Genomic DNA, 12,821 nt, shown 5'->3' on the forward strand with positions numbered 1-12,821 from the left:
CATGCAAAAAAACATCACCTCGCTAGGCTCGCTGAACTGGGATGACCTGAAGTTTTTCCTTGAAGTCGCCCGCACCCGCAAGGCCAGCACCGCCGCCAAACGCCTGGCCGTCGACTACACCACGGTGTCGCGACGGATCAGTTCGCTGGAAGCGGCGCTCGGCACATTACTGTTCGAAAAATCCCGTACCAGCGGTTTCGTCCTTACCACCGAAGGCCAGCGCTTGCTCGGCTATGCGGAGTCGATCGAAAGCACGTTGCACATGGCCTGCGAGCAGGTTTCCGGCTCGGGCGTGGCCCTCTCCGGGCACGTGCGCATGGGCTGCACCGAAGGCTTCGGCAGTTTTTTCATCACTCCGCAGTTGAGCCATTTTGTCGACGCCTACCCGGCAATCTCCGTGGACATCCTGCCGCTGCCGCACTTCATCAGCCTGTCCAAGCGCGAGGCCGACATCGTCATCGCCCTCGAGCGGCCGGAGCACGGGCCGTACGTCTGCTGCAAACTCTGCGACTACCGCTTGCAGCTGTACGCAACCCAGGACTATCTGGACAAACACCCACCCATCCGCCACCCGGCCGACTTGAGCAAGCATCAATTCATCAGTTATGTGGATGATCTGGCGTTCAGCTCAGAGCTGCTTTACCTGGCCAATGTGCTGCCCGGCGCCAGCGCAAACTTGCGCAGCACCAGCGTGATCGCGCAATACGTTGCCGCGCAGCAGGGCCGCTCGCTGGCGATCCTGCCGTGCTTCCTCGCCGCACAGGACCCGCGATTGCTGCCGGTGTTGCCGGAGGAAATCGACATCACCCGGCAGTTCTGGATGTACTGCCGGGAGGATTTGCGCAAGTTGAAGCGGATTACCTTGTTGTGGGATTACATTCGCGAGGTGACTGAGCGTAATCAGGCGTTGTTGATGGGGGAAACGCGGGAGATGCGCTTTGCCGATTAATCGGCGCTGACCACAATCGACACCCGGCGATTTTCCGTGCGCCCCGCTGCGGTGTCGTTGGAAGCCACCGGTTCGCTGCTGCCCAGGCCTTGCAGCTGGATGTTTTCCGGCTTCATACCGACCGTGCCGAGGACGTTGGCGACGCTCTTGGCCCGGCGCAGCGACAGTTGCTGATTGTAGGTTTCCTTGCCCGATGCATCGGTGTGGCCATCGATCCGCACCCGCTCGATGCCCACGCCGAGCAGCGCCTTGCCGATGCGTTCGACGATTTCCGTGCTGGCTGCGTTCAGGCTTTCAACATCGCTGCCAAACAACACTTTGCCCGACAGGCCGAATTCCCAACCGTCGTCGGTCAATTCGAAACCCTGCTGTTTGAGCACGGCGACCTGCGCCGGTGTGAGGCCCTTTTGTGGGGCGGTCTGGCAACCGCTCAGGGTCAGCGCGGCCATCAGCAGCAATGCGGAAAACAGTCGAACGGCAAGTGTGAACACGGGCATCAGCTCCTGGTGTGAACGGTATCGACCGGGCGCTCCGACCCGGCCGTGAATTGCGCGCCGCGCGACAGGCGCTTGGCCTGATACATCGCCGCGTCGGCTGCGTTGAGCAAGGTGCTCGGCGTGCTGCCATGATCGGGATAAACCGAGATGCCGATACTGAGCGAAGTCACCACACTGCTGTCGCCGGGCAAGGTGATTGGCATATCCATGCTGGCGAGGATCTTGTCTGCGATGTGCTCAGCGTCTTCGACCGTGTGCAGCGGCGCGAGCAGCACGGCGAACTCGTCGCCGCCCAGCCGCGCGACCAGATCATCCTCGCGCAATTGCGCTCGCACACGATTGGCAATGGCTACCAGCACTGCATCGCCCGAAGCGTGACCAAAGTTATCGTTGATGCCTTTGAAGCGGTCGCTGTCGAGAAACAGCACGGCGACCCGCTCATCGTGCTTTTTCGCGTTGCGCAGGGCGCGGATCAAGCGACCTTCAAAAAATGCGCGGTTGGGCAACCCGGTGAGGCTGTCGTGGGTCGCTTGATGGGCAAGGGTTTCGTTTTCGTTTTGCAGGTGGGTTTGCCACGACTCAAGTTCGCCGAGCAAGGCATTGAAGTCGTTGCCCAGATTGTCCAGTTCGGCGATTTGCGCCGGCGGCACGCGCCGGTCCAGCGCTCGTTCGCTACGGGCGGCGTGGGCGACGGAGGCGAGGCTGTGCAGCGGGCCGATGATGGCGCGTAACTGCCGCCGCGCCAGATAAAGCGCGACCCAGGCGCTGATCGCGGTGCACAACACAATGCCGGCCAGACCGCTGAGCAGGAAGCGCATCAGGCTGCCGCCGTGGCCGATGAGCAGGACCCGACCGATTTCACGGTCCTGATGCTCAATCGGCAGGCTCACCGGTTTTTCCAGAATGGCGCGGGCTATCCGCATCTCCAGCTCGGAGAACAAGCCGGTTTCAGCGCGCTGCCATTGCGCAATCAATTGGCCTTGCGCGTCGAGCACCCGGGCATCCGCTACTTCCTCGGTGGCGGCGATGATCGCCAGCGCCTCGGTTGCCGCCGCTTTGTCATTGAACACGACGGCCGCTTCGACGGTGTAGCTGATCGAACGAGCGATCAAGTGCAGGTTGTGATCGGCATACACCCGCAGCGCGAGCACGCCCAGCAAGGTCAGCGAAACACTGGCCATCGCCACCGCCACCAGCGCGACAATCAAATGCCCGCGGCCAATGACCGAACCAAGAGTGGGGCGAGCCTTCCAACTGAACAGCTTCATGGCGCCGCCGCTTTGCGACGGGACAACTGCAACACGCTGGGGTGTATGCGCACACCACTGCGAGCCACGGAGTCGAGATTGACCTCGAACGACACTTGTTCATCGCCAACGCGCAGGCAGAACAGACTGCCGACGGTACATTGATCGTCGGCTTCGCTGATGCTCAGCACTGGATGCCCGATCAACGATGCGAACAGGCGACTGCGTTCATCGGCGGTGAGTTTGCCGATGTACACCGCATCGCATTCGCTGACGATGCCCGGGTTGTCCGCCAACAGACGCCGCACGGCCACCGGCCGGCCCGTGGCTTGCGTGGTGCCTTTGACCAGGTCATCGGTGTATTCGGTGGGGCCGACGATGCACAGGCGCAACTGCGCAGGTTCCACCGGCCAGCGTGCATAACTGAGGATGCCGAGGACCACTTGCGTGACCGCTTTGGCCCGCTGCTCGGCCGGCCCGGTTTGCGCTTGTGCGATCGCAATGCCCGTCAACACCCAGAGCAAAACGATCAGCAAGGCGCGCTGGCAGGCAACCACACGCTCTGTCGTCCGGACGGCGACCTTCATGCAGGGATTCTCTTGGAGCGTAACGAAATGATGCCGCAACGATAGCACAGCGCCAGAACACCAGCGAGGCGCCGGCCTCTGACCGGTTGGTCAGTATTCGTTGTCGGTCATTCAGCGCTTCATCCCTGAGGCTCGGTGCCCTCCTCCAGTTCCAGCATCAGCCCGCTCAGACGCTTGACCTTGCGCTGCACCGCCTCTTCAAACACGCCGGCACGCGGCTCGATCAAAGTGAACCAGTCTCTGGCGCGGGTAATCCCGGTGTAGATCAGCTCTTTGGTCAGTACCGGATTCAGCGCATCCGGCAGGATCAGCGCCGTGTGGGCGAATTCCGAGCCTTGAGACTTGTGCACCGTCATGGCGTACACGGTTTCCACGTCGTTGAGCCGACTCGGCAACACGAAGCGCACGCCGCCCTGACCATCGTTACGCGGGAAGGCCACGCGCAGAACCGTTTTACCGATCTCCGCGCCTTCACGCTCGGGCAGTTTCAGGGCGATGCCAATGTCGCCGTTCATCAGCCCCAGACCATAGTCGTTACGAGTCATCAGCACCGGCCGACCTTCATACCACTGCTGATCGCTCTCGATCAGACGCGCCTTGAGCAACGCAGCGGTAATGCGCTGATTCAGACCTTCAACGCCCCACGGCCCCTTGCGTACGGCGCACAACAACTGGAACGTATCGAACGCCTGCAAGACTTCCCGCGCCCAATCGGTCCAGTCCGCATGTTCAAGTGGCCGCGTCGACGGTGGACGCTTGTCGCGTAGGACGCTCAGGTAATGGCGATAACCTTGCGGGCCGTTGCCGTGACCTTCGAGCAACAGGCGTTCGAGCTTGTGATCGTGCTCGCCTTTGAGCGGTAGCGAATACACGTCGTCGTAGCTGCCGGCCGCGAGCAACTGTCGCGCCTCGTCGGCCAATTGCTGATTGACCCGACGCGCCAGCTGACCGATGCCGCTGCCCTCGCCGAAACGGCGCGAGTGACGCAGCATCACCACTTGCTGCGCCAGCGGGTGGGTGCCGTCGCGGTCTTCATGCAAACCGCTGCCCTGCAACGACTCGCCACTGACCGACTCCAGCCATTGCCGCGTCTGCGGGCTGTACCAACCGCCCTCGGCGTCACGGCACAGATCGCCCAACACCGCACCGGCCTCTACCGAGGCCAGTTGATCCTTGTCGCCCAGCAATACCAACCGCGCATGGGCCGGCATGGCATCGAGAAGGTTGGCCATCATTTCCAGGTCGATCATCGAAGCTTCGTCGACCACCAGCACATCCAGCGGCAGGCGGTTGCCGGCATGGTGACGGAAATGCCGGGTGCCCGGTCGACTGCCGAGCAGACGGTGCACGGTGGTCACATCGCTGGGGATCGCCGCGCGCACCGCTTCGGCGACTTGCAGCGATTGCACTTGCTGGCTGATCGACTCGGTCAAACGCGCAGCGGCCTTGCCGGTCGGTGCGGCCAGACGTATGCGCAGCGGATGGCCAGCCTCGACGGCCGGTGCCTGCAGCAGTGCGAGCAGGCGCACCACCGTGGTGGTTTTGCCGGTGCCCGGGCCGCCAGTGATGATGCTGAAAGCGCTGCGCGTTGCGAGAGCACAGGCGAGTTTTTGCCAATCGATGACAGCTGCGGATTCCGCACGGCCGAACAATTCATTGAGGCGCTGCGGCAGATCCTTTGGCGTCGGCTCCTGTTGCATCAAGCGTTGGCGCAACGCTGCATCAATGCGGCGTTCGTAGGTCCAGTAACGGCGCAGGTACAGGCGTTTCGAGGACAGCACCAATGGACGTGTCTGCGCTGTGTCACCCGCATCAGCGGCCAGAGCGACCAGCGAGCTGCTTGCCAGCACTTTGCACCAATGGGCTCCATCGAGCGTTTCGAGCAGTTGTGAGGGCAGCAGCAACACACCGCCCTGCACATCGCCTTCGGGCGGCAATGACAGTGCAAAATCCGGCGCCTTGAGGGTTTCGAACAGGTCCAGACACACATGACCATGGCCGAGCTGGTGACTGGTCAACGCCGCCGCGAGCAGCACCAGCGGATCGGTCTCGGGCTCGAGTTCATGCAGGAAAGCGACAAACGCCCAGTCCAGCGCGCGCAGCCAGCCGCGCTCGACCCAACGGCTCAGCAACAACAGCAAATCATCGGCGCGGGTCAGCGGCGAGAGTTTCGACAGGCTGTCCGCTTCCAGCGGTGTCGGCAGCAGATCGGCGAATGTGCGGCTCATAGCAGGACTCCCTGTTCCCAGGCGGGCTCTGACTTGGGTTCGGGTTTGCCCTGGAACATCCGGTCGAGGCGTTCGATCAATTCCCGTGGCGGACGCACGAAGTACACGCCTCGACTTTCGGCACGCGTACCGCGCAGGAAAAGATAAAGCGCCCCACCGACATGGCGGTCGTAATCGTAATCCGCCAGCCGCGCCTTCAACTGGCGATGCAGTGCCAGCAGATACAGCACGTATTGCAAGTCGTAACGGTTGTCGAGGATCGACTGTTCCATCGCCTGCACGGTGTAGGCCTGATCATCCACGCCGAGCCAGTTGGATTTGTAATCGGCGACGTAATAACGGCCAGCGTGCTCGAAGGTCAGGTCGATAAAGCCCTTGAACATGCCGTTGAGTTGTACCGGCTCCGCCGCCACCCGGGCGACGCCATTGTGGGTGTGCTGGCGCACCTGTTCATCGAGCTTGAGCACGTCGACTTTGTGGCTGGCGAACCAGAATTCCATCTCGACGCGGTATTGCTTCAGTTGCTCAAGAACCACCGGCGGTTGGCCGCCAGCGATCGGCAACGGCGACTTGAGCAAATGCTGCAGCCAGTCCGTCAGAGTGGTGATCCAGCCTTGCCAGCCGCGCAAGTTGCAGCGCCGGGCAATCGCGTCTTCCAGCGCTTCGCGGGTAACCGCAAAGCCTTCAGCGCCCGCCCATTCGAGCAAGCCATGCAAAAAGGTGCCGGGATTCGGTCCGCGAGGAAAACGGTGAATATCGGCGCCACCGCTGATGATTTCGCGGGGTGCGTCGGGGTCGAGGCGCTCGTCGTCGAAGAGCTTTTGCGCCTGCGGACTGTCCGGTGCTTCATCGCTGCCGATGCTCATTATGTCGCTGATGCGCAGGGCGCTGTAAGACGCGATCCACCAGTTTTCACTGGCTTTGCGCTTGGGCCGTAGCGTCGCTCGTAGCACTGCTTCATTGCGCGGCGGCTGGTAATGTTCGTCAGTGGGCTGAGGCATTTCGCCGATGCCGATGGCCGGGCAGTCTTGCTGCAGATCGCGCAGCCAGCGATTCAATTCGCTGGACTCGCCCAAAGCGGCACCGCCACCGAGCAAGTAACCCAACGCAGACAAGTGCAGCACAGAGCTGTTGTTATTGCCGCGCTTGAGATCGGTGACGCCCAGCCAACAGGCATGTTGTGCACGGGTCAATGCGACATACAGCAGCCGCAGATCTTCGGCCAGACGCTCATCGTCAGCCAGAGCGATCAATTCGGGAGTCGGCTTGAGGCTGATCTGCGCCTTGCCCGCAGCGTCGTGGTAATGCAGCGGCAGACGGCTGCCATCCACCGGTTTCGCCGAGCAAATGAATGGCAGGAATACCAGCGGATATTCCAGGCCCTTGGATTTGTGGATGGTCACCACTTTTACCAGTTGCTCGTCGCTTTCCAGACGCAGAATCTGCTCTTCACCGGCCTGACCGGACAGTGCCAGCAGCTCGGCCAGATGACGGATCAAAGCTTGCTCACCGTCCAGTTCAGCAGCGGCTTGCTGCATCAGTTCCGAGAGGTGCAAGAGGTTGGTCAGTACGCGCTCGCCGTCACTGCGCTGCATCAGGGTTTGCGGCAAATGGAAGTCGTGAAGCAGGCGCCGCAACATCGGCAGAACGCCCTGTTTACGCCACAGTTCGCGATAGCCGCGGAACTGCATGACCCGGGCTTCCCAGACCATCTCGTCCTGGTTCAGACGTTCCAGCTCGACCAGCGGCAGGTCCAGGGTAGTGCAGGCCAGCGCAGCCTTCAGCGAACGTTCGACATCGGGTTCGGCGCAGGCCTTCAGCCAGGCCAGCAGATCGTGCGCCTCTTGCGCGGCGAACACCGAATCCTTGTCCGAGAGATAAACGCTGCGCACCCCTCTGGCGGCGAGTTCGGCGCGTACGGCCTGGGCTTCTTTACCGTCGCGGACGAGGATCGCGATGTCCGAAGGACGCAGACCTCTGAAGTCAGCTTCCTGAACGAAACCAGCGCTACCGGTTTGCCCGCCATTGAGCAGTGCGGTGATTTCACTGGCGCAGGCGGCGGCCATTTGCTGACGATAAACCGCGCCAGAAAGCGGCTGATCGCTGGGCAATAGCCAGACATTAAGTGCCGCGACGTCTTGCCCGGAGATCCGCAGTGTCTCCTTACGTCCCTGAGATTCCACCGGCAGAAACGGTACCGGGTTTTCGCCGGTTTTCTCGCGAAACAAAAACGCGCCGCGTCCCTGCTCTCGGGACTCGGCGCGTTCGAATACGTGATTGACCGCCGTCACCATACCGTGGCTGGAGCGGAAGTTGGTGCCGAGCGTATGCAAGCGGCCGGTGGTGGCCTGACGTGCGCGCAGGTAGGTGTAGATGTCCGCACCGCGAAAGGCGTAGATCGCCTGCTTAGGGTCGCCGATCAGGAACAGGCCGGTGTCAGGGTGATTGTCTTCGATGCGGTAGATGCTTTCGAAGATGCGGTATTGCACCGGATCGGTGTCCTGGAATTCGTCGATCAGCGCGACAGGGAACTGCTCGCGGATCAGTGTCGCCAAGCGCTCGCCGCCCTCTGATTGAAGCGCGGCATCCAGACGCAGCAGCATGTCGTCGAAACCCATTTCTGCGCGACGGCGCTTCTCTTCTTCAAAGCGTGCACCGACCCACTTGGCGGCGTGTTGCAGAACGGCGGCATCGGGTGTCGGCAATGCGTCGAGGCTCGACTTGAGTGCGGACATGGCGTCCAGCCCCGGATGACTCGGGGCCTGGCCTTTCCAGGCTTCGGCCATGCCATCGGGTGTCAGACGAGTGAAGCCGGTGCCAATGTCCAGTTGCTCAAGCGCCTCGTCTGCGGCCCAGGTCTTGAGCTTGTCGAACCAGGGCTCGAAATAACGCGCCTGCATCTTGCGGCCATCGACGGTTTTGCTGGCCACGCCCTCATGGCACAGAGCAAGCAGCTCGTCTGCCCAGTCACGCCAAGGCATTTTCAGTTCGACCAACGCCGCTCGCCGCTCCAGCAAACATTCGGCGATCAGCTCCGCCGGCACCTTGCCTTCAGCGGTGTCACGCTCGCTGGCGAACAAGCCGCGTACCCGAGGCAACAGCGCTGCGGGGCCACCCCAATTGCTGCGCACCCAGTTCAGCGCATCGCCCTGCATTGGGTAGCAGAACAACCGCCAGTAATCGCGCAGCACCTCGCCGAGCAGATCGCTGTGATCGGTTTCCAGCGACTGCGTGAACAGGCTGCCGCTGTCGAACGCATGCTCACGCAGCATGCGCTGACACCAACTGTGAATGGTCGAGACAGCGGCTTCGTCCATCCACTGCGCGGCGATATCGAGGCGGTTGGCACAGCCCGGCCATTGCTGCGGATCGAACTGATCGCGCAGCTCGGCAATCAGTCCGTCGGGGGCAGTGATTTCACCGCGGAAGAATCGCGCGGCCTCAGCCAAGCGTGTCCGAATGCGTTCACGCAGCTCTTTGGTGGCAGCGTCGGTAAACGTCACTACGAGGATCTGCGGCGGCAGCAGTTCGCGTGCGAAACCGCTTGTCTCCCCGCCATGACCAAGAATCAGCCGCAGATAAAGTGCCGAGATCGTAAAGGTTTTGCCGGTGCCGGCGCTTGCTTCGATCAACTGACTGCCGCGCAGCGGGAAGGCCAGAGCCAACGGTGTTTTCGTACTCATGCGCGCGCACCTTCGCTGGACAAGGAACGCCAGGGCGCTTCGAATAATGGGCGGTACAAGGCGTCGCACCAGCCGGTGAAGGTTTCGTCTGCCAACAATGCATCGAAGTCGGGATATTGCCGGAGCAGTGCCGGGCTTTCACGCCGCTCGCCCTCGCTGGTCTGGCCGTCACCTTCATAGGCTTTTCGTGCAGCGGCTTCGGCTTTGACCGGGTCAGTTTGAGACAACCAGGCGAACGCGGTTTTTATCGCAATCGGCAAGGGTTGGCGCATGCCTGATTGCCACGCAAGAAGCAGGTCGCCGAGGAAACGCAGCGCTCGGTCTCGCTCCATTGGCTCAAGCAACAATGTGTCGTCACTGGCGACCAATGCCGTGGTCAACGCATGCTCGCTGGCGCAGGCGACCAGATGAGTGACCCACGGTTTGGTCAGCCGGTGCCACTTGCGCGTTTTGATCGAGCCGATGCTGTTGGGAATGGTAGTGACTGACAGCAGGCCGCCATCGGCACGTTGGTGCAGGCTTGAGAGCCAGCCTTCCAGCCGCACACCTTGCAAGTCGAGACTGACCGGGATTGCGCTGGTCAACGGAGTCGGCCATAACGTCAGCAACTGTTGGTACCGCTGCAGAAGATCCGGTAGCGGTTCGATCAACTCTCGCTGTAGACACTCGCCAAAACCGGCCATAGGCAGCAGACCACTGTTTTGCAGGCGCAGCGCCCGGGCTTGCAGCGCCTGATCGATATTGTCCGGCTGGCTCAGTGCGGCTTCCAGCAAGCTGTCGCTCAGCGTGTAGCGCTGTAGGGCGTCCAGCACGAAAGGTTCTTCATCTGCCAACGGCGCTTGCGCCGCCTCGAAATAGACCTTGAGACGTTGTGTGAAAAAATGCCGAACCGGATTACGCAGAAAGTCCTGCAGTAAAGCCAGTGTCAGCGGTTCTTCCTGAACATACGGCGCGAGTAACGGCGCCTCGCTTTGCTGCGCTTTCTCTTGATGCAACACCTGCCACTCGCTGGCGTAGCTGAACAGTTGCTCGCCTTCGTGGAAATAGCGGGCGCTGAAAGGTTGCAGAGGATGTTCTTCGGTCAGCACGTCCAACAGATCCTGGCTTGGGTCGATTGAACGCCAGCCGCTGGCGAGGTGATCGCGCAACTGGCCGATCAGTACCGAGGCAGGTCGTTCGCTGTTGTCACGGATGCTGCGACCGACCCAACTGATATAGAGCTGAGAGCGTGCGGACAACAGCGCTTCGAGTAACAGGTAGCGGTCGTCTTCACGTCGTGAGCGATCCCCAGGTCGGTAATCGCTGCCCATCAGATCGAAGTCCAGCGGCGGCTGCGCGCGCGGATAATCGCCGTCGTTCATGCCCAGCAGACATACCAGTCTGAAAGGAATGGCACGCATCGGCATCAAGGTGCAGAAATTCACCGCACCGGCGAGGAATCGTTGCGACAAACGGCCCTGATCCAGCCCGGCGAGCCAAGCTTCGCGCACGACAGTCAGCGGCAGTTCGTCAGTCAGCCCGACCGCCTCGCAGGTCTCCAGCCAGGCTTCGCGAAGCTCTTCCAGTTGGGTCAGCAGGTAGTCGTCGTGCTCGTTGCTCGCCTGGAAGAACACCTGCATCAGCGCTTGCAAACGCAGCCCCCACTCTTTCGGTTGAGCCGGTTGCGTGAGTTGCTGGTGAGCGATTTCCAAGGCATCCAGCAGAGCCACCAGTGGACCGATCAGGGCAGCATCAAGCCCACCAATTTCATCGTAAGGTTCTATACCTGCACATGCCTCGGCACTGCCGACGGCGTACCCCAGCAGCATTCGGCGCAGGCCGAAATGCCAGCTGTTCTGCTCCAGTTCCTCTGGCAAACCGAGACCGGCCCGTTGCTCGGCGCTCATGCCCCAACGCACGCCGGCGCCTTCGATCCAGCGGTGCAGAGTTGGCAGGTCGCGTTCTTCTACGCCAAAGCGAGCGCGCAGGGCTGGAACATCGAGCAAGTCGAGGATCTCACTGACTGGGAAACGGCTGTCCGGAAGCTTGAGCAGGTGCTCGACTGCGATTAGTAACGGATCGCGGCCACGCTGGCCCTGATCCGCCAAAGTGAACGGAATGAAGCGCGGGTCAAATCGATCGAGCTGACCGAAAACTGCGCGGATATGCGGTGCATAGCTGTCGATATCCGGGACCATGACGATCACATCTCGCGGGCGCAGATCCGGGTCGGCACTGAAACGCGCCAGGAGTTGATCGTGCAGGATCTCGACTTCACGCTGGGCGCTGTGGGCGATGTGAAAACGTATTGAATGGTCTTGGGTTGCATCGACCGCAGGCCAGAGTTCGCGTGTCTCGTTGAGTGGACGTAACTCCAGAATGTCGTCCTGAAGCTGGTTAAGCATGTTGTGGGGTTGGGCTTCGCTGAACAGGTCGATGCGTCCGTCACGAAAGGCTGCGCGGTAGCTGTTGGGATCGTCGTAGCTGTCGAGCAGGTTGATATAGTCGCGACCTTGCTTACCCCAAGCGGCCAGCAACGGATGCGCGTGCTGATGCAGGGTCTCGGCATCAAGCACGACGGGCATCCCGCTTTTGCGCTGTTGCCGTTTGTATTGATGCCGCAGCAGATCCTTGTCGGCGACGATATCGGCCCAGTGATGGCGACAAGGGTTATGTACGCAAAGCAGCACCTGGCTGAAACGTGCCAGACCGGCCAGCGCTTCAAGTACCTGCGCGGGCAATGAAGAAATACCGAAGACGATCACGCGTGGTGGCAGCGCAGCCGGAGCCTCATCAAGGGTGTTGATTCGCTCCATGAAGCGTTGATGCACGCCGGCACGACTCTGCGCCATGCCTTGTTCGCCGACGTCATCCAGCAGCGCTCGCCACAACTCGGCCTGCCAGCAGCTGGTCGGTGGCAGCGGCTTTATTTCACCTCGCACATTACGCAGTTGGTGGCGGCCGTCCGCCCAATCTTCGAGCCAGTCGGCCCGGTATACCTGATATTGGTCAAACAGATCGGCGAGACGCTCCGACAACTGATAGCGCTTGCGCAGGTCGCTGTCGTGGGTGAGGAAGCGTTGCAGCGGCTCAAAATGTGGGCGGTCGATTACCTGTGGCAAGAGGCGCATCAGACGCCAGGTCAGCGGTGCTTTATCGAGCAGGGATTTCGCTGGAATTTCATCCCGTCCCAAAACCATGCGATACAGCTGCCACATGAAACTGCCGGGTAGTTGCACGTCAATCGCCGCAGCGATCCCGCAACCGCCAAGGTCGTCGTCTTCGGGATCCTCGGCCAGTGCCAGCTTGAGCCATTGAGCGATGCCGTTGCTTTGCACCAACGCGATTTCGTTTTCCAGGGGTGCCAGTGGGTAGCGCCGCATGATGCTGACCACAAGGCTGCGCAGCTCATCGAGACTGTTGCTCTGAACCACCATGAATGCAGCGTTGAGGGACTGGGCGTCCGACATATGGATTCCTTGGAAAATCGCTAAAGCCGAGGCAGAACCTTAGCATTGTCGGCCGGCTGTGACAGCCGGACGAGGTCTGCAAAGGCTGTAAGAACTTTCTCGCAGGCAAAACAAAACCCCAACTGCTTTCGCAATTGGGGTTTCGGAATTTAATCTTGACGATGACCTACTCTCACATGGG

Annotated in this window: 7 protein-coding genes; 1 reads left to right on the forward strand and 6 read right to left on the reverse strand. The window is 61.2% G+C overall.

All coding sequences use genetic code 11. The features are described 5' to 3' along the window. Position 1: 1 nt before the first annotated feature. Positions 2 to 949 carry a LysR family transcriptional regulator gene (locus tag PspCFBP13508_RS20810; protein WP_051600376.1) on the forward strand — a complete coding sequence of 316 codons (948 nt, stop codon included), beginning with the start codon at positions 2 to 4 and terminating at the stop codon, positions 947 to 949. Here PspCFBP13508_RS20810 and PspCFBP13508_RS20815 read toward each other — a convergent pair. From PspCFBP13508_RS20815 to recC, 6 genes are all read right to left on the reverse strand, one after another. Beyond that, entirely contained in the window at positions 946 to 1,440 is a 495-nt protein-coding gene (locus PspCFBP13508_RS20815; RefSeq protein ID WP_137215567.1) for an OmpA family protein, read from the reverse strand. The genes PspCFBP13508_RS20810 and PspCFBP13508_RS20815 overlap by 4 nt on opposite strands. A gap of 5 nt (positions 1,441 to 1,445) precedes the next feature. Further along, on the reverse strand, positions 1,446 to 2,714 hold the full coding sequence (locus PspCFBP13508_RS20820; protein ID WP_137215568.1) for a diguanylate cyclase: 1,269 nt from the start codon (positions 2,712 to 2,714) through the stop codon (positions 1,446 to 1,448). After that, a complete protein-coding gene (locus PspCFBP13508_RS20825) occupies positions 2,711 to 3,280 on the reverse strand; it encodes a YfiR family protein (RefSeq protein ID WP_130910266.1) in 570 nt (189 codons plus the stop codon). Before PspCFBP13508_RS20825 ends, PspCFBP13508_RS20820 begins: the two co-directional genes overlap by 4 nt. A gap of 119 nt (positions 3,281 to 3,399) precedes the next feature. Next, on the reverse strand, positions 3,400 to 5,508 hold the full coding sequence (gene recD / locus PspCFBP13508_RS20830; protein ID WP_137215569.1) for an exodeoxyribonuclease V subunit alpha: 2,109 nt from the start codon (positions 5,506 to 5,508) through the stop codon (positions 3,400 to 3,402). After that, entirely contained in the window at positions 5,505 to 9,191 is a 3,687-nt protein-coding gene (gene recB / locus PspCFBP13508_RS20835) for an exodeoxyribonuclease V subunit beta (RefSeq protein ID WP_137215570.1), read from the reverse strand. The genes recD and recB overlap by 4 nt, the downstream gene beginning before the upstream one ends. Then, on the reverse strand, positions 9,188 to 12,640 hold the full coding sequence (gene recC, locus PspCFBP13508_RS20840) for an exodeoxyribonuclease V subunit gamma (RefSeq protein ID WP_137215571.1): 3,453 nt from the start codon (positions 12,638 to 12,640) through the stop codon (positions 9,188 to 9,190). The genes recB and recC overlap by 4 nt, the downstream gene beginning before the upstream one ends. Positions 12,641 to 12,821 lie beyond the last annotated feature (181 nt).

The organism is Pseudomonas sp. CFBP13508 (genome assembly GCF_005233515.1).
Taxonomy (GTDB): domain Bacteria; phylum Pseudomonadota; class Gammaproteobacteria; order Pseudomonadales; family Pseudomonadaceae; genus Aquipseudomonas; species Aquipseudomonas mercuritolerans.

Coding starts and splice junctions, on each gene's coding strand:
- PspCFBP13508_RS20810 (WP_051600376.1), top strand. CDS start 2: ATGCAAAAAAACATCACCTCGCTAGGCTCGCTGAACTGGGATGACCTG.
- PspCFBP13508_RS20820 (WP_137215568.1), bottom strand. CDS start 2,714: ATGAAGCTGTTCAGTTGGAAGGCTCGCCCCACTCTTGGTTCGGTCATT.
- PspCFBP13508_RS20825 (WP_130910266.1), bottom strand. CDS start 3,280: ATGAAGGTCGCCGTCCGGACGACAGAGCGTGTGGTTGCCTGCCAGCGC.
- recD (WP_137215569.1), bottom strand. CDS start 5,508: ATGAGCCGCACATTCGCCGATCTGCTGCCGACACCGCTGGAAGCGGAC.
- recB (WP_137215570.1), bottom strand. CDS start 9,191: ATGAGTACGAAAACACCGTTGGCTCTGGCCTTCCCGCTGCGCGGCAGT.
- recC (WP_137215571.1), bottom strand. CDS start 12,640: ATGTCGGACGCCCAGTCCCTCAACGCTGCATTCATGGTGGTTCAGAGC.